Raw genomic sequence first — 20,567 nt, 5'->3', positions numbered from 1 at the left:
ATAGAGAGAAATGGCTCGTTACACGGGTGCGGACTGCAAGCTCTGCCGCCGGGAGAAGGTCAAGCTTTTCCTCAAGGGCAAGAAGTGCGAGTCCGCGAAGTGCCCCATCGAGATCCGTCCTTACCCCCCGGGTGAGCACGGCCGCGGCCGTCCGAAGGAGTCTGAGTACCAGCTCCAGCTTCGTGAGAAGCAGAAGACCCGCCGCATCTACGGCGTCCTCGAGAAGCAGTTCCGCAACTACTACGAGGAAGCCAACCGCAAGGCCGGTAAGACCGGTGAGAACCTCCTCCAGATCCTGGAGAGCCGTCTCGACAACGTGATCTACCGCGCCGGCTTCGCGGAGTCCCGCGACGCCGCCCGCCAGCAGGTCCGTCACGGCCACATCCTGGTGAACGGCAGGAAGGTCGACATCCCGTCGTACCGCGTCCGCGAGCACGACATCGTCGAGGTCCGCGACAAGGCCCGCAACCTCATGCCGTACGAGGTCGCCCGCGCCACCGCCGGTGACAAGACGTTCCCGGCCTGGCTGGGCGTCGCGCCGGAGAGCATGCGCGTCCTGGTCCACCAGCTGCCGGTCCGTCAGCAGATCGACACGCAGGTCCAGGAGCAGCTGATCGTCGAGCTCTACTCCAAGTAGCGCTCTCGCAAGGTGCCGTACGGTTCGCCGTACGGCACCTATGCTGTTGTTAACGAGCGGCGTCAAATAGCGGGCGCCGCACGGCCAGGGGAGAACCCACATGCTGATCGCTCAGCGTCCCACCCTCCTCGAGGAGAACCTCGAGGAGAACCGGTCCCGGTTCATCATCGAGCCGCTGGAGCCCGGCTTCGGCTACACCATCGGCAACTCGCTGCGGCGCACGCTGCTGTCGTCCATCCCGGGCGCGGCCGTGACCAGCATCCGCATCGAGGGCGTGCTGCACGAGTTCTCGACCGTCCCGGGGGTCAAGGAGGATGTCACCGACATCATCCTGAACCTCAAGGAGCTGGTCGTCTCCTCCGAGCACGACGAGCCCGTGGTGATGTACCTGCGCAAGCAGGGCCCCGGCGACGTCACCGCCGCCGACATCGCCCCTCCGGCCGGCGTCGAGGTGCACAACCCCGAGCTGCGCATCGCCACGCTGAACGGCAAGGCGAAGCTGGAGATGGAGCTCACCGTCGAGCGCGGTCGCGGCTACGTCTCCGCGGCGCAGAACAAGCAGCCGGGCCAGGAGATCGGCCGCATCCCGATCGACTCGATCTACTCCCCGGTGCTCAAGGTCACCTACAAGGTCGAGGCGACCCGTGTCGAGCAGCGCACCGACTTCGACCGTCTGATCCTGGACGTCGAGACCAAGCCGAGCATGAAGCCGCGTGACGCGGTGGCCTCCGCCGGCAAGACCCTGGTCGAGCTGTTCGGCCTGGCCCGCGAGCTGAACGTCGAGGCCGAGGGCATCGACATCGGCCCGTCGCCGACGGACGCGGCCCTGGCCGCCGACCTGGCGCTGCCGATCGAGGAGCTGAACCTCACCGTCCGCTCCTACAACTGCCTCAAGCGCGAGGGCATCCACACCGTGGGTGAGCTCGTCGCCCGCAGCGAGCAGGACCTGCTGGACATACGCAACTTCGGTGCGAAGTCCATCGAGGAGGTCAAGCAGAAGCTGCACGAGATGTCGCTCGCGCTCAAGGACTCCCCGCCCGGGTTCGACCCGACCTCGGTGGCCGGCGGCGGCTACGACGACGACGACAGCGCGTACGTCGAGACCGAGCAGTACTGACCTCGCGGGGGCTTTTCGCCCCCGCGACTCTCCGAGAGGGCACCGTCCCCTTCGGAGAGGTCCTGGAAGCGGGGATCGCATGCGATCCCCACGTCCCCGGCACGCATCGCCGTGTCCGGGGCGTCCGGCAGGACGGGAACCACTCGCGGTTCCCGTCCCCGGCAAAGTCCCTCTTCGGAGGGGGTTCGGTGACGCGGGAACCGCAAGCGGCTCCCGCGGCCTGATCCCGGTACCTGACACGGCCGGGGCAGGTTAACTCTCAAGGAGAACAAGAAATGCCCAGGCCCACCAAGGGTGCCCGTCTCGGCGGCAGCCCGGCCCACGAGAAGCTGATCCTGGCGAACCTCGCCACCCAGCTGTTCCAGCACGGCCGGATCAAGACCACCGAGACGAAGGCCAAGCGCCTGCGCCCGCTGGCGGAGAAGCTGATCACCAAGGCGAAGAAGGGCGACATGCACAACCGTCGCCAGGTGCTGACGGTCGTCCGTGACAAGAGCGTCGTCCACCACCTCTTCACCGAGATCGCCCCGACGTTCGCCGAGCGTCCCGGTGGCTACACCCGGATCACCAAGATCGGTCAGCGCAAGGGCGACGCCGCTCCCATGGCGGTCATCGAGCTGGTCACCGAGGCCCTGAACCAGGTCAGCGTCTCCAAGGCGCCGGCCTCTCCCAAGGCCACCGTGACCGAGGCCCCGGCCGAGGAGACCACCGAGGCCGTGACCGAGGCTCCCGCCGAGGAGACCGTCGAGGCCACCGAGGCTCCGGCTGAGGAGACCGCTGAGGCTCCGGCCGAGGAGACCGAGGCCAAGAAGGACAACGCCTGATCCGTCAGGCCGTGTGAACGGGCCCGGCATCCCCGCATCTGGGGTGCCGGGCCCGCTTCGCGTTCTCCGGGAGGAACATCGTGGTGGTACGGCTGCGCCTGGATCTCGCCTACGACGGCACCGGCTTCTCCGGCTGGGCCCGCCAGCCCGGCAGGCGCACGGTCCAGGGGGAGATCGAGGAAGCGCTCGCCAAGGCCCTGCGGCTGACCGAACCGCCCTCGCTGACGGTCGCGGGGCGGACCGACGCCGGGGTCCACGCGCGGGGACAGGTGGCCCACCTGGACGTGGAGCCCGACGCGCTCCTGGTCCTGGAGAACCGCCGCAGGCGCGGCTCGTCGCCCGCGCACGGGCCCGCCGGAGGCGAGTCCCCGGATGAGGGCCGATCCGCAGGGGCGGGTCCGCTGGGCGGGGAGCGGTTGCCCGGGTGGGAAGGGGAGAGCGGCGTCGCTGAGCGCCTCGACATCCTCCGGAGAAGGTTGGCGGGCATCCTGGACCCAGATGTCAGGATTTATCGCGTTACGGTGGCTCCTGAGGGCTTTGACGCGCGTTTCTCTGCGATGTCCCGTCGCTACGCCTACCGGGTCTGCGACGCGCCCGGCGGTGTGGACCCGCTCCGCCGTCGCGAGGTCGTCTGGTACACGCGGCCCCTCGATCTCGACAGGCTCAACGCGGCCGCGGCCCACCTGATCGGCGAACACGACTTCGCGGCGTTCTGCAAGAAGCGCGAGGGCGCGACGACCATCCGCGAACTCCAGCGGCTCGACTGGGTTCACGAGGACGGTCTCCTGGTCGCCACCGTGGTCGCCGACGCGTTCTGCCACTCGATGGTGCGGGCGCTGGTGGGATCGCTGCTCGCGGTGGGGGAGGGCCGCCTGCCGGTCGACTGGCCGGGGCAGGTGCTGGCGGGAGCCGTACGGGATTCCAGGGTGCACGTCGCACCGGCGCACGGGCTCTGCCTGGAAGAGGTGAGCTACCCGGAGGCGGCGGAGCTCGCCCGGCGGGCCGCGGCGACCCGGAGAGTACGCACCCTGGGAGAGTGACCCCGGACGGGCACAGGATCATCGCGGGCCCCGGACAGGGCTTCCTCGGCCCCGCCCCCTCGCCCCGCCCCCGCCGGACTCCGGTCGCGACGGGGATCGACGATACGGCACGTTCCCCGGTCAGCCGCCGGTACGGCTAACCGGTGACGCGGCGTTCGACGACCTTGGCGGTCTGGTCGCGGAAGGCGCCGCTGACCTTGCCGAGACCCTTCTCCTTCGCGGTCGGGGTGTGCCCGTCGGCGAAGGTCGCGTAGCTGAACACGATGTAGCGGCCCCACACCAGCCCCGCCGCGTAGCCGCCCGCGATGTGCACGCGCTCGGCCCCGCTGCCGGGGGTGCCGGGCAGGCCGCGGAACCACAGGTTGCGCTCCAGGTTCTTGGCCTGGTCGGCGGCCACGGCCGACTCCCGGGTGGGCAGCACCGCGACGCCCGTGGTCACGGCGTACTTCTTGGTGCTGTCCACATAGGTGGCCCGCAGCACGCGGCGGCACTCCTCCTTGCGCAGCGCGGTGGCGAACGCGCCCGCCGCGGCCTTGTCGCAGTCTTGGGTCAGGTGGGTCTTGACCCGGGTGAAGGTGGTCCCGCCGACGGTGACCTTCTTGCTGAAGGCGTCGGACAGGGTCATCTTGCCCGGGTCGGTCAGCTCGGAGTTGAGCATCGTGGTGTTGGCCGGGGACGGCTCGGAAGGCGAGCTCGCGGGCTCCTCGGAGGGGGCGCCGGTGATGGGGGCGCTCGTGGCGGCGTCGGGGGTCTTCCCGGAGTCCGACGAACGGTAGGCGAGGAAGACGCCGGTGCCGATGCCGCCCACCACGATCGCCACGGCCGCCGCGGCCAGGACGGTCGCGCCCTTGCCCCTGACCGGGCGGACGCCGGGGGCACCCGGAGGACCGGGCGCGGCGGCCGGAGCGGGCATGAGCGAGGTGCGGTCCGGCGCTGGGCCGCCGGGTCCGGAGACCGGCGGCCGGCCTCCGGGCGCTCCCGGAGGGAAGGACGCCGGCGGGCGATCTCCCACCGGCGGGGCGGGAGGCTGCGGGACCGGGAGGTGACCCGTCGGGGGAGCGGGGGGCCGCGGGACCGGTGACCGGTCGCCCGGGAGGCCCGGCGGAGCCGGAACCGGGGGCGAGACCACCGGGATGCCGCCCGGCGGGGTCGGCTGGTCGGCCAGGAACGAGCCGGGGACCGGCCCGAGGGACGGCGGGGGCACGCCCGGATCCGCGGGCCGCGCGGGCCCCTGGGACAGGATGTCGGCGGGGAAGGCCGCCGGGGGCGGAGCGGAGGACCATCCGGCCGGGGGTGCGGCCGGATCGGGGAACTGAGCCGTCGACGCGGGAGGTTGCGCGGCCGGTGCGGGCGGCTGGCTGCTCGGCTGGGGGAACTGCGCAGCTGATGCGGGTGGCTGGCTGCTCGGCTGGGGGAACTGCGCAGCCGGTGCGGACGGCTGGGCAGAAGGGACGGGCGGCCGGCCGGTCGACGCGGGAGGTCGCGCGGCCGGTGCGGGTGGCTGGCTGCTCGGTTGGGCGAACTGCGCGGCTGACGCGGGGGGCGCGGGAGGCTGCGCGGCCGGCGTGCCGGTCTGCCACTCAGGTTCGGCGATCCGCCCCTCAGGCGCGGGAGCCTGTCCCTCCGGTACGGCGGGTGCGGGGAGACGGACCTTGACGGTGTCCTCTCCCTCCTCCTCTTCCCCAGTGTTCCCCTGGGCTGCCAGGTGCGGGGGCCAGACGGCGACGTCGCCGGGCTCGCCGGGGCGGGCCGACTCATCGGGCTCGGGCCATGCCGACTCACCGACCGGCTCACCCGTGGCGGCGGGCCACGGCGGGTTGTCCGAGGCCCCGGAGGTCGGGGACGGCCACACGTGCATGCCCGCCGCGGCGGCGGTGAAGGCGGGAGGCGGCTGCCAGGCGGAGGCCTCCGGCGAAACGGGCGCGCCGGGGAGCGGCGGGTTGTCCAGCCGTACGGGGGCCGGAGGCGCCGCGGCCTCACCGCTGATCGGACGGCTCACCCAGGGATGCTCCGGCGGGAAGGCGGGAGACTGAACAGGATCCGTGGAGCCCGGGGAGCCCGGGGAGCCCGTGGGGCCTGCGGGCGGCGGTGCGGCGGGATCGGACGGCGGCCCGTCGGGGGCGGCCATCGAGGAGGTGAACCCGGACGGCGAGGCGTCCGGGGTGTTCGGACCGGCCGGAGAGGCGTCGGAGGCGGTCAGCGGAGCGTCCGGACCGGTCGGTGAGGCGCTCAGGGCGTCGGGACCGGTCGGCGAGGCGCTCAGGATGTCGGGACCGGTCGGCGAGGTGCTCGGGGCATCGGGACCGGGCAGGCCGCTCCCGGTGTCGGCCAGCCAGTCGTAGGGCGCCCCTCCGTCGTCGGGAACCGTCCACGGCTGCTCGGCCGGGGGCGTGGGAGAGATCGGCTCCGGCCACCCCGGAGGGGTGTGAGGCTGCTCTTCACCTGTGTGATCGGTCCGCGGCACGTGCGGCGAAGGCCGGCCGAAACTCGGCGGCGGCGTCGCCGGTACGGCCGAATCACCGGCGTCGTGCTCGTGTTCGGACCCGGATTCCTGGCCACGCATACTCGGCAGCGTAGCGACAGCTGGAGATCGCCACGCGGGTATGAGTGTTCCCAACCGCGCCCCTTGCCGGTTCTACCGCGAAAAACGATGGAAAAAATCTTCCACCGGAATTCCCGCCGGGGCCTCTCGCCGGTCCCCGTCAGGGGCGTCTGCCGGTCAGCGAACGCGACTCGAGCGCGGGGGTGACGGTCGCGTCGGCCACGCCGAACGCGGCGGCGTTGAGCTGCTTCGCCTCCTTCTTGCTCGGCGCGTGCCCGTCCTTGTACTGGAACCAGACGAGGACGGCGTAGTGCCCGTGCCGCCATCCGCCCGCGAACGCCTCGCCCGTGCCCAGGAACTTGGTGACCTTGTCCTTGCCGGGCAGCACCTTGAGGTAGTCCTCCAGCTTCTTGCCGCTGACCGCCTTCACGACCCGCGACGCCGAGGCGGAGGTGCCCAGGTTGGCCACGCCCACGGTGCCGATGATCTTCCCGGACGGGTCGCGGAAACTGGCGCGGACGAGCTGGTTGCACTTGCCCGTGGCGAGGGCCTTCTGCAGCTTGGGGCCCACCACGGCGTTCTTGCACTTCTTGTCGTTGCGCGAGACGGTCATCGTGTAGGTCTGGCCCTTGACCCGCACCTTCGTCTTCCCGAAGAGCTCCTTCTCCGTCAGCGCGTGCGGATCGGTGGCGCGGGAGGCTGCGAAGCCGAACTCGTCGCCGGGCGCGGCGGGGGGCACGGCGGTGTCCTTCGACGGGGACGCGGAGTCCGTCGCCACGGGCTGGACGCCGTCGTCGGACCTGGCGAGCATGGCCAGCCCGACGCCGCCGGCGATCAGCACGGCGAGTCCGGCGGACGCGATGATGATCGGCCGACGGGAACGGGGGCCCTCGTCGTAGGGGCTCCACATCTCCCGGCGAGGCCGTTCCGCCCGCTTCCGCGGCGCCGTCGGCTGCTCCGGGGTCCCGGACGGGACGGTCCGGTCCGGCGGAGGAGAGGTCTGGCCGCGCGGCGGGGGAGCCGTGTCGGGCGACGGGGAGGCCTGACCGTGCGGTGTGGGGGCGAACCAGTTCTCACCCCCGTTCTCCGGCGCGGACGGTGACCGCGGCACGTCGGGACGGCCGTACGGCTGCGGCGCGCCGGGACGTCCGTACGGCTGGCGGCGCGGCGAATCACCGGGAGAACCCATGGGGTGAGCGTAGCCGGGTATCGGGACGGATCCGGTCACGAATATCCGAAATCCTGCGTCCACCACGGGCCGCCCGGACCTTCGACGACCCCGACGCCGATGGCCCTGAGCGCGCAGTTGAGGATGTTCCCGCGGTGGCCGGGGTTGGACATCCAGGTCCGCATCGCCTCATCGGCGGAGCCGGCGCCGCGGCCGATGTTCTCCGCGCCGCCGTCGCTGTAGCCGGCGTTCTCCATGCGCGTCCAGGGGGACGATCCGTCGGGGGAGGTGTGGGAGAAGTCGCCGCTCGCCGCCATCTCGGCGGAGTGGGCGCGCGCCGCCCTGAGCAGCCGGGAGTCGACCCGCAGCGGGGCGCAGCCGGCCTTCCTGCGGGCCGCGTTGGTCAGCTGGACGACCTCGTTCTCCAGCGTGACCAGCGCCCGGGTGGTGCCGGTGCCGTCCTGTCCGCGGAGGGGGGAGCGGGAGTCGCCGTCGCCGAAAGAGCCGTTGATCATGTCCCTCGGCTTGCTCGACAGGCGTGGGGTGGAGGACGGCTGCGGGGTCGGGGAGACCTCCGCGCGCCGGGCGACCCGGCCGAGGGGGGCTCGCCGCTCCACGGCCCGGCCCGCCCCCCGGACCACGGTGGGCGAGGGGGTGCCGGGAGCGTCGTTCAGGTAGACCTGCTCGACCGTCTCCGGCTCGCGGCTGCTCCTGCCGAGGACGAACCCGACCAGCAGGACCGCCGTCAGGCACGCGAAGGCCCCCACGCGGCGCAGCCGGGCCCGCTGGGTATGCCTGGGGTAAGGGGACTGCCACATACCGCTAACAAAGATAGGGATGTTGAGATAGTTGAAGAAGAGAATGTCGAGAATGAGTTGTAACCGTTCGGTGGAGCCTCGAATGTGGTAGCGGCCAGCGGATCTCCGTCGTCGCAGGCGGGGTCGTTCCCGAGGCCGGCGGGACCTCCGCCGCCGATCCGGCGGGTCCCCGGCAGGACTCCCGCCGCCGATCCGGCCGGCTCCGCGTCTGACGGCTCCACCTCTGAACGGCTCCCGATCCGGCCGGGACATCTCCCGCGGCGGGTAAACTCTTCTGTGGTGCGGGCCCGGAGGGCCAGATCTTTTTGACCCCTCCTCTTTCCGGCCTGTATCCTGCTACTTCGTTGTGTGCGAATTGGTCTCCATCGCTTGAGACCGATGCGCGGCGCGTCCGGCGTCATCTCCTTCATCTCGGGAGACGGGAGGTCCGGGCTGTCGTGTGCCCGCACCTACCGACCAAGCGGCTGCCGTTCCCGGCAGTCCCGAAGACGCGAACAAAGAAGGCATACGACCGTGCGCACGTACACACCCAAGCCTGCTGAAGTCGAGCGTCAGTGGTATGTCATCGACGCCACTGACATCGTGCTCGGCCGGCTGGCAAGCCACGTCGCGACGCTGCTTCGCGGTAAGCACAAGCCGATCTTCGCCAACCACGTCGACACCGGCGACTTCGTCGTCGTCATCAACGCCGACAAGGTCGCGCTGACCGGCAACAAGCTCGAGCAGAAGAAGGCTTACCGCCACTCGGGTTACCCCGGCGGTCTGCGCTCCGTGACCTACGCCGAGCTCATGGACAAGCGTCCCGACCGCGCCATCGAGAAGGCCGTGAAGGGCATGCTGCCGAAGAACGCTCTCGGCCGGAAGATGATCAAGAAGCTCAAGGTCTACGCCGGTTCCGAGCACCCGCACCAGGCGCAGCAGCCGGTGCCCTTCGAGATCACCCAGATCGCCCAGTAGTCGCACGAGCTGCTGTCGCCAGCAGCGTTGGCCGATGGCCGACGCCGAGTAGGAAAGTTTGAGGAGAACCGTGGCTGAGCCCACCGGTGTCGAGACGCCCATTGAGGGCGAGCTGGACGACTACAACGCGGAGGAGTTCCCCTCCGAGTACACCAGCGAGTCCGCGGTCGGCGGCGAGGCCGCCGTCCGCAAGCCCATCACCCTGGGCAACTCGTACGGCACCGGCCGCCGCAAGGAGGCCGTCGCCCGCGTGCGCATCGTGCCGGGCACCGGCAAGTGGACGATCAACGGCCGTCCGCTTGACGTCTACTTCCCGAACAAGGTCCACCAGCAGATCGTCAACGAGCCCTTCGTGACGCTCGGCGCCGAGGACCAGTTCGACGTCATCGCCCGCATCGACGGCGGCGGCGTCACCGGCCAGGCCGGCGCCCTGCGCATGGGCCTGTCCCGCGCGCTGGCCGTCCTGGACGTCGAGGTCAACCGCCCGCCGCTGAAGAAGGCCGGCTTCCTGACCCGTGACGCCCGCGCCACCGAGCGCAAGAAGTACGGCCTCAAGAAGGCCCGTAAGGCCCCGCAGTACAGCAAGCGTTAAGTTGGGGCGCCTCTTCGGCACCGACGGGGTCCGTGGGGTCGCTGGTCGCGACCTCACGGCCGAGCTCGCCATGGACCTGTCCGTGGCCGCGGCTCATGTCCTCGGCGATGCCGGAGCGTTCCGTGCCAGCGACGGGCGGCCCAGTGCCTCGCACAGCCGCCCGATCGCCGTCGTAGGCCGGGACCCCCGGGCTTCAGGAGAATTCCTGGAGGCCGCGGTGGTCGCCGGCCTTGCGTCGTCCGGCATGGACGTCCTCCGGCTCGGCGTGCTGCCCACCCCGGCGGTCGCTTACCTGACGACGGCTCTCGGAGCCGACATGGGCGTGATGATCTCCGCCTCCCACAACCCCGCCCCGGACAACGGGATCAAGTTCCTCACGCGCGGCGGCTTCAAGCTGCCCGACGCGGTCGAGAACGAGATCGAGCAGCGGCTCGGCGAGAAGTGGGACCGGCCGACCGGCGCGTCCGTCGGCCGGGTGCGCGAGGCGTACGGCGAGGCCGATCGTTACGTCTCCCACGTGCTGTCCACCCTGCCCGGGCGGCTCGACGGCCTGAGCGTGGTCATCGACTGCGCACACGGCGCGGCCCACACGGTCGCCCCCGAGGCGCTGACGCGGGCCGGAGCCAAGGTCGAGACCATCGGGGCCCGCCCCGACGGCCTCAACATCAACGCCGGTGTCGGCTCCACGCATCTGGACAAGCTCCAGCAGATCGTGGTCTCCCGCGGGGCGGACGTCGGGATCGCCTACGACGGCGACGCCGACCGCTGCCTGGCGGTCGCGCACAACGGCGAGGTGATCGACGGCGACCAGATCATGGCGGTGCTGGCCCTGGCCCTGCGCGCCGAGGGGAAGCTGGCGCGCGACACCGTGGTCGCCACGGTCATGTCGAACCTGGGCTTCAAGCTCGCGCTCCGGGAGGCCGGGATCGACGTGCTCGAGACCGCCGTGGGCGACCGCTACGTCCTGGAGGCCATGCGCGAGGGGGGCTACACCTTCGGCGGCGAGCAGTCCGGGCATGTGATCATGCTCGATCACGCCACCACCGGGGACGGCCTGCTGACCTCGCTCCACCTGCTGGCCGCGGTGGCCCGCGCGGGCAAGCCGCTGGCGGAGCTCGCGTCGGTCATGACCCGGCTCCCGCAGGTCCTCATCAACGTCAAGGGCGTGGATCGCGCCAAGGCGTCGGTGCCCGAGCTGGTCGCGGCCGTCGAGGCGGCCGAGAGCGAGCTGGGCGAGACCGGCCGGGTGCTGCTCCGGCCGAGCGGGACCGAGCCGATGATCCGCGTGATGGTCGAGGCGGCCTCCGCCGAGCAGGCCCAGGCGCTGGCCGAGCGCCTGGCCGGCGTCGTCCGCGAGGTCTGCGTCTGACCGTTGCGGGGTCGGTCCCGGCTGGGAGGTCTGGGGCTGACCGTTACGAGGGTCGTCTCGTCCGCGAGCTCTGGGTCTGACGTTGCGAGGTCCGTCCCGGCCGCGAGGTCCGTGTCTGATCGCATTCCGGCCCCGGCTCCCTCAGGGAGCCGGGGCCGGTCGCTTTCCGGGGGCGCCGCAGCGGGGGTGTTTTGGCATTCGCCCAGTCTTCTGCGTGAGGTTGTTGCCGTGAGGGAACCGGCGTTTCCAAAATCGGTGTGACATCCCCCCGCAGAAAGTCTGGTGAAGCGTTATGCGCGCTTGGTTGTCCAGGGTCTGCCTCGCCGGCGTGGCCCTGCTCCTGCTCACCGCGGTCCCGGCGCACGCCGCCCCCTCCGCCCCCGTCGGGACCCCCGCGGGAACCCCCGCCGGAACCGCCCTGGACCTCTCCGCTCCCGGCCCGCAGGCGGTGGGGTACTCCGACGTCAACGTCTCGGCGTCCGGCAGGTCGTTCTCGGCCCGGGTCTACTATCCGGCCGTGTCGGCGGGGAACAACACGGCCGTCGCCGCCGGGCGCTTCCCCGTCGTCTCGTTCGGCCACGGCTTCTTCCAGAGCATCGGCAAGTACGCCTCGCTCGGCAGGCACTGGGCCTCCTGGGGGATGATCACGATCATGCCGGCCTCCCAGGGGGGCCTCTTCCCCAGCCACAGCGCCTTCGCGGACGACCTCAACGCGGCCCTCACCTGGATGGTCCAGCAGGACACCGCGCCCGGTTCCCGCTTCGGCGCCCATGTCCGCACCGACCGGCTCGCCCTGTCCGGCCACTCCATGGGCGGTGGGGCCAGCGTTCTCGCCGCCGCGCGCAACCCGGGCGTGCGGACCGTCACCAACCTGGCCGCGGCCGAGACCAACCCCTCGGCCCGAGCCGCCGCGGCCACCACGCGGGTTCCGATGCAGCTGGTGGCGGGGTCCAGGGACACGGTGGCGGGGCCGTCCGGGCACCAGATCCCGATCTACGAGGCCAAGCTCGCCCCCAAGCAGCTGCGCACGATCGTCGGCGGCTTCCACTGCGGGTTCACCGACTCCGGCGGCTTCGGCTGCGACAGCGGGTCGATCAGCCGCGCCGTACAGCAGTCGATCACCAAGCGGGTGACGACGTCCTGGCTGCTGTACTACCTGGCCGACGACGGCGGCCAGTACGACGCGGTCTGGGGCGCCGCGGCCCGGACGGATCCGGCCGTTCAGTTCCTCGGCGTCGAATAGGGCCCGCCCGGCCCGCGCGGTCCGTCTGACCCGTCCGGTCCGTCTGACCCGTCCGGCCCGCGCGACCCGCGCGGTCCGTCTGACCCGTCTGACCCGTCTGACCTGCCCGGATCGTCTGACCCGCCCGGCCCGGATCGGTCGCCGGACCGCTCGCCGGTCCGGCCGCCGGTCCGGGCCGGGCAGAACGTCGGGGGCCACACGTCGTGGACGAACACCCCGAGCACGAAGGCCCGGCCCACCAGCGCGGACCGGCTGCCGGCGCCGAGCTTGGCGCGCAGCCGCGCCAGGTGGTAGTCCACGGCCTGGCGGGTGACGTAGAGCCGCCGGGCGATCTCCCGGTTGGACGCCCCGGCCGCCACCAGGCGCAGCACCTCGCGCTGGAGCAGACTCAGCGCCGGGGCCTCCGGGGCGACCTCCTCCAGCACCGCCACCGCCCGCCACGGCAGCCCGTTGCGGCGCGGCTCGACCGAGGCGCTGACCCGGGCGACGATGACGGTACCGTCCCCCCGCAGCAGCCGCATCCACGTCCGGTAGGCGTCCAGCCGCCCGGTCGCGAGCAGGCGCCAGTGGGGCCACTGGGCCTCCCGCTCACCGGGGGCGAGCAACTCCTCCGCCGGGCGCCCGAGCAGCGCGGCGCCGTCGCGGCCGAGCGCCGCGTGGAAGGCCGGATTGCTCTCCCTGATCCGGCCCAGCCCGTCCACCGCGACGATCGGCACCCGGGCGCGTTCGAAGTAGACCTGGTAAGGGCCCTTCATCGCTCGAACGTAGGCCACCCGGGCCGATCGGACCAGGGCCGCCCCCGATCTCCCCCGGTGGGGGCGGGAGCCGTACGGCAGAAGCCCCGGGAAGGCGACATCGGCCTTGCCGGTTGAGTAGGGAATTGAGCTTCCTATCACGTTGACGGGTCGAAGATCAATCCGAGATCATTGCGAAATGATCTCTTTACGGCCTATAGCGGGATTTGCGCTCGCCGCTGCTCTTCTCTCCGGTTATGCGGCGGCGCCGGCCTCGGCTGCCACCGCGCCCTCGACCCAGGAGTCCGCAGTCTCCTCGGCCGAGACCGCGGCCCGTCCCAAGAACGGCAAGATCCTCTACGCCGGCATCAGCGGCGGGCGGGGCGTCCTCAAGATCAAGAACGGGACCAGGAAGGACGGGGTCGTCACCCTCGTCCGCGGCAAGAAGAAAGCGATCAGCATCTACGTCCGCGCCCGGTCGACCGCGAGCATCAAGACCGTCAGGGGCGGCACCTACCGGATCTACTTCACCACCGGTTACCGGTTCAGCGTCTCCAAGGGCCGTTTCGCCAGCGCCGCCTCCTACCAGCGGTTCAACGACAAGCTGAAGTTCGTCTCGACCTCCACCGCCTGGTCGGTCTGGACGCTGACCCTGAACGCCGTCCCCGGCGGCAACGCCAGCACCAGCGGCGTCAACCCGAAGGACTTCCCCGCGTGACCCGGGGGGCTTCCCCGTGTGACGCATGAGGGGCCGTCCGGTGCGATGACCGGACGGCCCCTCAGTTCTTCAGCACGGCCTCTCGTCCCGCTATGACACGCGGGTCACTCGTCACCGGTGAGGGAGAAGCTCCGCAGCCGGCGTCCGGCCCAGAAGACGGCGCCGACGACGACGATCACCAGGGCGGACACGGCGAAACCGATCCCGATGTCGGTGGTCAGGAAGACCGAGGACGACACCTGGTCGGCGACCGTCTGGGCCCACTGCTGGACGGAGTAGCGGCGGGCGCCGGGGACGAAGTTGCCGACCACGCCCTCCCAGATCACCGCGTAGATGATGCCGATCGTGACCGCGTGCCGGGTGACCACGCCCAGCAGCATGAACACCGCCGCGTACGCCACGCCGCCGACGAGGGCGGCCAGGGCGAAGCCGGAGGCCACCCCCGATTCGAGGCCGACGAGCAGGTAGGCCGCGGCGAAGGTGGGCACGGCCGCGAAGGCGGCCACGACCGAGGCCGCGACCAGGAACTTGGTCTGCGCGACCACCGGGCGGGAGATCGGCTTGGACAGCAGGTGGATGACCGTCCCGTCGTCGATCTCGGGAGCGATCACCCCGGTCCCGGCGATCACGCCGAGCAGCGGCAGCATGGTGCCGATGGCGAAGGTCTGCAGGAGCGTGACCGTCGCCCGCTCGCCGTCGGCGCCGATCACGCGGAGCAGGACGGCGAGGGCGAGGAGCACCACCGGCAGCAGGACGAGGAGCCAGACCCGCCGCCGGCCGAGCAGCGACCGGTAGGAGATTCCGGCGATGACACCGTTCATGATCAGCCGCTCCTGTTGATCAGGTAGGAGAAGACGCTCTCCAGGTCCTCGTCGGCGGGGGAGACCTGCCAGATCCGCACGCCCGCGTCCCGGGCCACGCGGGGCAGCAACCAGGTGAAGCGCCGGAAGTCGACCGCCCGCACCTCCAGTCCCGCCTCGGTGAGGGAGACCGTCCCGGAGGAGGCGTCGGCGATCAGGGCCGAGGCCAGGCGGCGGTCGTCGCTGGAGCGCACCCGGAACAGGTGGGGCCGGTCGGTCATCCGGCGGCGGATCTCGCGGAAGTCGCCGGAGGCGGCGTGCCGGCCCGCGACCAGGACCTCGATGTGCTGGGCGACCCGTTCCACCTCCTCCAGGATGTGCGAGCTGAACAGGATCGTCTTGCCCGCGGTGCCCATGGTCCGGATCAGGTCCATCATGTGCATGCGCTGGCGCGGGTCCATGCCGTTGAACGGCTCGTCCAGCAGGAGCACCTGGGGCTCGTGCACGAGGGCCGCGGCGACCTTCATCCGCTGGCGCATGCCCTTGGAGTAGGTCTCGATCCGGCGGCTCGCGGCGTCCTCCATCTCGACCGTGGCCAGCGCCTTGCGGGCGGCGCCCTCCGGGTCGGGCAGGCGGTGCAGTCGCGCGCTGGAGAGCACGAACTGCCAGCCGGTGAGGAAGCCGTAGACGGCCTCGCGCTCGGGGACCAGGCCGATCGAGCGGTAGATCTCGTGGTTCTGCCAGATCCGGGTGCCGTCGAGGGTCACGGTCCCGCCGGAGGGCGCGAGGAAACCGGCCATCATGTGCAGCAGTGTGGACTTGCCCGCGCCGTTGGGGCCGAGCAGCCCGGTGACGCCGGGGCCGATGGTCATGGTGACGTCGTTGACGGCCACCACGTTCCCGTACCAGCGGGAGACCTGGGCCAGTTCGATGTTCATCGTGAGGCGGCCTTCCGGTAGCGCAGGATCAGGGCGGTCACGGACAGCGCGATCAACCCGAGCATGATCAGGATCGCGGCGGCCACGCCGAATCCCCCGGGGTAGGAGTCGGCGGCGGGGTCCAGGCCGAAGACGCCGACGTGGATGGCCGCGTCCACCACGAAGAACGGGCTGATCAGCCAGGCCCAGGCGGCGGCGGCGTCGTCGCCGACCGACTCCATCATCCCGACGAGGGCTCCCGAGACGCCCGAGGAGAGGAGGTAGAACGCGATGACCGCGGCGACGCCCAGGCCGCGCCGGGGGGTGAAGGAGGCGATCGCCACCCCGAGCGCGGCCAGCAGCACCGCGTGGCCGGCGGCCCCGGCCAGGCTCGCCAGGTACTCGGAGGTCTGCGCGGGGCCGGGCATGTCCACGACCAGCTCGCCGACGAACAGCACGGTCAGCGGCACGGCCAGCAGCAGGAACAGCGCGGCCGTCATCGCCGCGAGCTTGGCCGACACGTAGTCCCGGATGGTCACCGGCCGCGACAGGTAGAGCGGCAGCACGCGGAAGCGCAGGTCGGGGGCCACGGTGTACGGCGACTGCGAGGCCAGGAAGATCGCCGGAATGGCCTGCATGATGACCGTGTACTGGCTGTAGGCCATCCCCCTCTCCTTGAGCATCGCCATCATCGCGATGGAGACCACGGCCGGGAGCATCATGATCCCGAAGAGGGCGAAGGGGATGATCTTCGCGCGCACCGTGCGGCCCAGCCCGAAGACCCCGCGCAGGCTGTGCACGGTCAGGGCCAGGGTGGCGTGGCCGCGGCTCAGGCGCGGCCCGTCGTAGTGGCGGTATCCGATGTCGTGGATGACGCCCGCCGGTGCAGAAGCCGGGGCGGAGGACGGGGGTGCGGGAAGGCTCTCAGACATCGGCGGGCTCCTTGAAGACGTCCTCGATGCGCCGGCGGCCCTGTTCGAGGCGGATCAGGCAGAGGTCGAGGTCGGCGACGGCGTCGCGGAGCGCGTCGTAGGTCTCCGGGGCGCGCACCCGGACCAGGAGCGTCCGGCCGTCGGCCGTGACGGACTCGCCCCGCTCGGCCAGGCGGGAGGCCAGCGCCTCCTGCCCCTCCTCGACCTCGACGGTGACGGTCTCGGTGGCCTGGGTGAACTCGGCGATGGCCGAGGAGCGCAGCAGCCTGCCCCCGTCGATCACGACGACGTGGTCGCAGATCCGCTCCAGCTCGCCGAGGAGGTGCGAGGTGACGAGCACGCTGATGCCGAACTCCGCGCCGATCCGGCGGATCAGGGCGAGCATCTCGTCGCGGCCCTGCGGGTCGAGGCCGTTGGTGGGCTCGTCGAGGAAGACCGCCTGCGGGTCGTGCACGAGCGCCTGGGCCAGCTTGACCCGCTGCTTCATGCCGGTGGAGTAACCGCCCATGACGCGGTAGCGCTCCTCGTAGAGCCCCACGTGCCGCAGCACGTCGGCGGCGCGCTCACGGGCGGCGGTGCGCGGCAGGCCCGACATGCGGGCCATGTGCACGGTGAACTCGGTGGCGGACAGGTCGGGCGGGAGGCAGTCGTGCTCGGGCATGTAACCCACGACCCGGCGGATCTCGGCGCCGCGGGTCCGCACGTCCATGCCGAGCACCTGCGCGTTCCCGCCGGACGGCTCCAGCAGGCCCAGCAGGATCTTGATCAGCGTGGACTTGCCCGCGCCGTTGGCACCGACCAGCCCGGTCACGCCCGGGCCGACGGAGATGGTCAGCCGATCGAGCGCCGTCACCCGGGGGAAGCTCCTGCTGAGCTCGTCGGTGGCGAGGATAGTCATGAGCGGAGGTTATCCGTCTGGGCCCGGCGAGCGCCTCGGCCATTGGAATGACCCGTCCCTCATCCGCGGGGGAGGGGAATCCCCGACCCGCCCCGGGGTCATCCCCGACCGGCCCCGGGCCGCCCGCCCGCGGCGCGCCCGGCCCCGCCCTCGACGCACCCGATCCCGATCCCGATCCCGACTCCGGTCCCGGCGCACCCGGTCCCGGCCGTCAGCCTCGGCGCAGCCGTACCTTCCGGATGGAGTGGTCGGACCCCTTGTGCAGCACGAGATCCGCGCGGCCCCGGGTGGGGGCGATGTTGTCCACCAGGTTGCGCTCGTTGATGTCGCGCCAGACGTCCTTGGCGAAGGCGGTGGCCTCCTCCTCCGACAGCTCGGTCAGGCGCCGGAAGTAGGACTTGGGATCCTCGAAGGCGGTACGGCGGAGCTTGTGGAAGCGGTCCACGTACCACTCGCGGACGTGCTCGGTCCTGGCGTCCACGTAGATCGAGAAGTCGAAGTAGTCGTTGACCGCCAGCGCGGCCGGCGGGGCGGGCTGCAGGACGTTGAGGCCCTCGACGATGAGGATGTCGGGGTGGCGCACCGTCTGCGCGGCGCCGGGCACGATGTCGTACTCCAGGTGGCTGTAGACCGGGGCGCCGACCTCCGGGACCCCCGCCTTGACGTCGGCCACGAACCTGACCAGGGCCCGCCGGTCGTAGCTCTCCGGGAAGCCCTTGCGGTGCATGATGTCCCGCTCGGAGAGGACCTTGTTCGGGTAGAGGAAGCTGTCGGTGGTGATCAGCTCCACCCGGGGGTGCTCGGGCCAGCGGGCCAGCAGCGTGTGCAGGAGCCGGGCGGTGGTGGACTTGCCGACCGCGACGCTCCCGGCGATGCCCAGGATGTACGGCGCGGGCTCCCGGCCGGTGCCCAGGAAGGTGTTGAGGGCGGCGTTGCGCTGCCGGGACCCGGTGAAGTGCAGGTTGAGCAGGCGGGTCAGCGGCAGGTAGACGTCGGTGACCTCGGTCAGGTCGATCGGGTCGTCGACGCCGCGCAGCTCCTCCAGCTCCTCCTCGGTGAGCGTGAGCGGCGTGTTCTTGCGCAGTTCGCTCCACTGAGCCCTGCTCAGCTCGACGTACGGCGTCGTGTCCCACCCGTTGGCCATAGCCCGCAAGCCTACTGACCGGTCACCGGTGCATCGGCTCTGGGTTCCCCGGGACCCTCCGCGTCGCCGTCCCGCCCGGCCTCACCTGCGAGTCCGTCCGGAACGGGGGTCCCGGGCCGTGGAGCGCCCGGAGAGTGACGTGACCCCAGGGGCATTAATTGGCGATATATGCCATATAGCGGATAGGTGATGACGAATTAACGTAGCGTGAATCAATCGGATCCAAGGGAGTCGCGCATGGACCGCCGTCGTTTCCTCGCCGGGACCACCACGCTGGCGGCGGTGGGCGTCGCCGGGCCCTTCGCCGGAGTCGCCCGGGCCGGACAGACCGGGGAGCTGCGTCCCGGAGGCGGCTACGGGCCGCTGGTCCCCGTCCCCGACGAGCGCGACGGGAAGGTCCGGCTGCACCTGCCCGAGGGGTTCAAGTACCGCTCGTTCAACCCGGCCGGCGAGGCGTTCACCGACGGCTCGGCCACTCCCGGCAGGCACGACGGCATGGCCGCCTTCCGGGGGCCGCGCGGGAACGCGATCCTGATCCGCAACCACGAGGTCAACGGACCCGTCGGCGCGTTCGGCGACCCGGCCAGGGCCTACGACCCGGCCGCGGGCGGCGGCACGGCGACGCTCCAGGTGACCCGCTACGGCCGGGTGGTCAGATCCGGGCCCAGCCTGACCGGGACCCAGATGAACTGCTCCGGCGGGCCGATGCCCTGGGGCGCCTGGGTGACGTGCGAGGAGACCGTCAACGGGCCCGACGTCGGCAACGACTTCACCGGCCAGGACAACACCAAGCTCCAGCAGAAGCACGGCTACATCTTCGAGGTGCCGGTCGACGGCTCGCCGGGCGGGCCGATCAGGAGCGCCGGGCGTTTCGCCCACGAGTCGGCCGCGTTCGAATCGCGGACCGGGGCGATCTATCTGACCGAGGACAACTTCGCCTTCCCCTCGGGCTTCTACCGCTACCTGCCGCCGAAGAACCCGCTGCACGCGAGGAGGATCCTGGACGGCGGCAGGCTCCAGATGCTGGCCGTACGGGGAGAGCCGGGCAAGGACCTCTCGCTCGGCCAGCCCGCCGGGGCCTCCTACGCCACCACCTGGGTGGACATCGATGACCCCGATCCCACCTTCACCGGCAGGCCCAGCAACGACACCGCGATCCAGGCCGTCGGCCTCCAGGGCCGGGCCAAGGGCGCGGCGCTCTTCTCCCGCCTCGAAGGGGCGATCAACCACCACGGCACGATCTACTTCGTCTCCACCCAGGGCGGCGCGACCGCTCCCGGAGACACCCCGCCCAGCGGGTTCGGCAAGGGACGCGGCCAGGTGTGGGCGTACGAGACGTGGAGCGGCAGGCTGAGGCTGGTCTACGAGTCGCCCGGCGCGGTCACCCTCGACCTGCCCGACAACATCACCACCAGCCCCCGCGGCACGCTGGTGCTGTGCGAGGACGGCGGCGGCGACAACTACCTGCGCGGACTCACCCGCCGCGGCGAGATCTTCGACTTCTCCCGGCTGGAGCCCGTCGCGGGCGACACCGGGGCCGAGTTCGCCGGATCCACCTTCGGACCCGGCGGCCACACGCTCTACGTCAACGTCCAGTCCTCCCAGGGCGTCAGCTTCGCCGTCTGGGGCCCCTGGCACCGCGGCGGCTTCTGACGGCCGGAGATCGCTACTCGATCACGAGGGAGACGGGGATGTTGCCGCGGGTGGCGTTGGAGTAGGGGCACACCAGGTGGGTGGCCTCGACGAGCTCGTGCTTGGTCTCCGCGGAGAGCGCGTCGGGCAGCTCCACCCGCAGGGTGACGTCGAGCTGGAAGCCGCCCGCGCCGTTGGGGTGGAGGCCGACCTCGGCGGTGACCGACGCCTCGGAGGCGTCGACCTTCTTCTTGCCCGCGACCAGCTGCAGGGCGCTGGCGAAACAGGCGGCGTAGCCGGCGGCGAAGAGCTGTTCGGGGTTGGTGCCGTCGCCGTCGCCGCCGAATTCCTTCTGCAGGGCCAGCGTGACGTCCAGCTTGCCGTCGGAGCTGACCGCGCGGCCGTCACGTCCGGCGGCGGTGGCGATCGCGGTGTAGAGGCTCATTTCCCTGCCCTTCGTTATAGACAGACAGGTCTGTCTAGTT

At 71.4% G+C, this 20,567-nt stretch carries 20 protein-coding genes; 10 read left to right on the top strand and 10 right to left on the bottom strand.

Translation table 11 applies throughout. The features are described from left to right. Window positions 1-10: 10 nt before the first annotated feature. From rpsD to Plo01_RS11445, 4 genes are all read left to right on the top strand, one after another. Complete coding sequence (rpsD, locus tag Plo01_RS11460; protein ID WP_203890528.1) at window positions 11-637, top strand: 30S ribosomal protein S4; 627 nt, start codon at window positions 11-13, stop codon at window positions 635-637. A 100-nt stretch (window positions 638-737) separates the two neighbouring features. Next, complete coding sequence (locus Plo01_RS11455; RefSeq protein ID WP_068921185.1) at window positions 738-1,754, top strand: DNA-directed RNA polymerase subunit alpha; 1,017 nt, start codon at window positions 738-740, stop codon at window positions 1,752-1,754. Between the two features lie 275 nt (window positions 1,755-2,029). Continuing rightward, window positions 2,030-2,578 carry a 50S ribosomal protein L17 gene (gene rplQ / locus Plo01_RS11450; protein WP_203890527.1) on the top strand — a complete coding sequence of 183 codons (549 nt, stop codon included), beginning with the start codon at window positions 2,030-2,032 and terminating at the stop codon, window positions 2,576-2,578. Window positions 2,579-2,661: 83 nt separating this feature from the next. Then, complete coding sequence (locus Plo01_RS11445) at window positions 2,662-3,618, top strand: tRNA pseudouridine synthase A (RefSeq protein ID WP_203890931.1); 957 nt, start codon at window positions 2,662-2,664, stop codon at window positions 3,616-3,618. Between the two features lie 136 nt (window positions 3,619-3,754). Here the strand turns inward: Plo01_RS11445 and Plo01_RS11440 are convergent, their stop codons facing one another. The 3 genes from Plo01_RS11440 to Plo01_RS11430 form a co-directional block, all read right to left on the bottom strand. Continuing rightward, on the bottom strand, window positions 3,755-6,181 hold the full coding sequence (locus Plo01_RS11440; RefSeq protein ID WP_203890526.1) for a hypothetical protein: 2,427 nt from the start codon (window positions 6,179-6,181) through the stop codon (window positions 3,755-3,757). A gap of 139 nt (window positions 6,182-6,320) precedes the next feature. Next, complete coding sequence (locus Plo01_RS11435; protein ID WP_203890525.1) at window positions 6,321-7,349, bottom strand: hypothetical protein; 1,029 nt, start codon at window positions 7,347-7,349, stop codon at window positions 6,321-6,323. A 35-nt stretch (window positions 7,350-7,384) separates the two neighbouring features. Further along, window positions 7,385-8,146, bottom strand: coding sequence for a CAP domain-containing protein (locus Plo01_RS11430; protein WP_203890524.1), 762 nt, complete (start codon window positions 8,144-8,146; stop codon window positions 7,385-7,387). A gap of 513 nt (window positions 8,147-8,659) precedes the next feature. Between Plo01_RS11430 and rplM the strand changes: the two genes are divergently transcribed. The 4 genes from rplM to Plo01_RS11410 all read left to right on the top strand — a co-directional run bounded on the left by rplM (window position 8,660) and on the right by Plo01_RS11410 (window position 12,307). Then, window positions 8,660-9,103 carry a 50S ribosomal protein L13 gene (gene rplM / locus Plo01_RS11425; protein WP_203890523.1) on the top strand — a complete coding sequence of 148 codons (444 nt, stop codon included), beginning with the start codon at window positions 8,660-8,662 and terminating at the stop codon, window positions 9,101-9,103. Between the two features lie 70 nt (window positions 9,104-9,173). Then, window positions 9,174-9,695 (top strand): 30S ribosomal protein S9, encoded by a 522-nt coding sequence (rpsI, locus tag Plo01_RS11420; protein ID WP_068921193.1) that lies wholly within the window; start codon window positions 9,174-9,176, stop codon window positions 9,693-9,695. 1 nt (window position 9,696) lies between these two features. Next, window positions 9,697-11,064: a phosphoglucosamine mutase gene (gene glmM, locus Plo01_RS11415; RefSeq protein ID WP_203890522.1), complete on the top strand. Its 1,368-nt coding sequence runs from the start codon at window positions 9,697-9,699 to the stop codon at window positions 11,062-11,064. 292 nt (window positions 11,065-11,356) lie between these two features. Beyond that, window positions 11,357-12,307 carry an alpha/beta hydrolase family protein gene (locus Plo01_RS11410; RefSeq protein WP_203890521.1) on the top strand — a complete coding sequence of 317 codons (951 nt, stop codon included), beginning with the start codon at window positions 11,357-11,359 and terminating at the stop codon, window positions 12,305-12,307. Here the strand turns inward: Plo01_RS11410 and Plo01_RS11405 are convergent. Further along, a complete protein-coding gene (locus Plo01_RS11405) occupies window positions 12,286-13,062 on the bottom strand; it encodes a helix-turn-helix transcriptional regulator (RefSeq protein ID WP_203890520.1) in 777 nt (258 codons plus the stop codon). The genes Plo01_RS11410 and Plo01_RS11405 overlap by 22 nt on opposite strands. A gap of 178 nt (window positions 13,063-13,240) precedes the next feature. Here Plo01_RS11405 and Plo01_RS11400 point away from each other — a divergent pair, with 178 nt between their 5' ends. After that, window positions 13,241-13,759, top strand: coding sequence for a hypothetical protein (locus Plo01_RS11400; RefSeq protein ID WP_203890519.1), 519 nt, complete (start codon window positions 13,241-13,243; stop codon window positions 13,757-13,759). A 104-nt stretch (window positions 13,760-13,863) separates the two neighbouring features. Here the strand turns inward: Plo01_RS11400 and Plo01_RS11395 are convergent, their stop codons facing one another. The 5 genes from Plo01_RS11395 to coaA form a co-directional block, all read right to left on the bottom strand. Continuing rightward, window positions 13,864-14,580 (bottom strand): ABC transporter permease, encoded by a 717-nt coding sequence (locus tag Plo01_RS11395; RefSeq protein ID WP_203890518.1) that lies wholly within the window; start codon window positions 14,578-14,580, stop codon window positions 13,864-13,866. A gap of 2 nt (window positions 14,581-14,582) precedes the next feature. Then, on the bottom strand, window positions 14,583-15,497 hold the full coding sequence (locus tag Plo01_RS11390) for an ABC transporter ATP-binding protein (protein ID WP_203890517.1): 915 nt from the start codon (window positions 15,495-15,497) through the stop codon (window positions 14,583-14,585). After that, on the bottom strand, window positions 15,494-16,408 hold the full coding sequence (locus tag Plo01_RS11385) for an ABC transporter permease (protein ID WP_203890516.1): 915 nt from the start codon (window positions 16,406-16,408) through the stop codon (window positions 15,494-15,496). Before Plo01_RS11385 ends, Plo01_RS11390 begins: the two co-directional genes overlap by 4 nt. Then, window positions 16,401-17,306 (bottom strand): ABC transporter ATP-binding protein, encoded by a 906-nt coding sequence (locus Plo01_RS11380; RefSeq protein WP_203890515.1) that lies wholly within the window; start codon window positions 17,304-17,306, stop codon window positions 16,401-16,403. Before Plo01_RS11380 ends, Plo01_RS11385 begins: the two co-directional genes overlap by 8 nt. Window positions 17,307-17,517: 211 nt before the next feature. After that, entirely contained in the window at window positions 17,518-18,450 is a 933-nt protein-coding gene (gene coaA, locus Plo01_RS11375; RefSeq protein WP_203890514.1) for a type I pantothenate kinase, read from the bottom strand. Window positions 18,451-18,687: 237 nt separating this feature from the next. On the opposite strand from coaA, the gene Plo01_RS11370 reads away from it, so the two are divergent. Then, window positions 18,688-20,103 (top strand): PhoX family protein, encoded by a 1,416-nt coding sequence (locus Plo01_RS11370; protein ID WP_203890513.1) that lies wholly within the window; start codon window positions 18,688-18,690, stop codon window positions 20,101-20,103. 13 nt (window positions 20,104-20,116) lie between these two features. On the opposite strand, the gene Plo01_RS11365 is transcribed toward Plo01_RS11370, so the two are convergent. Beyond that, window positions 20,117-20,527, bottom strand: coding sequence for an organic hydroperoxide resistance protein (locus tag Plo01_RS11365; protein WP_203890512.1), 411 nt, complete (start codon window positions 20,525-20,527; stop codon window positions 20,117-20,119). Between the last annotated feature and the right edge of the window lie 40 nt (window positions 20,528-20,567).

The sequence above is a fragment of the Planobispora longispora genome (genome assembly GCF_016863135.1).
In the GTDB taxonomy this organism is placed as follows: domain Bacteria; phylum Actinomycetota; class Actinomycetes; order Streptosporangiales; family Streptosporangiaceae; genus Planobispora; species Planobispora longispora.
The sequence above is the reverse complement of the archived record's forward strand: the minus strand, read 5'-3'. Positions and strand labels throughout refer to the sequence as shown.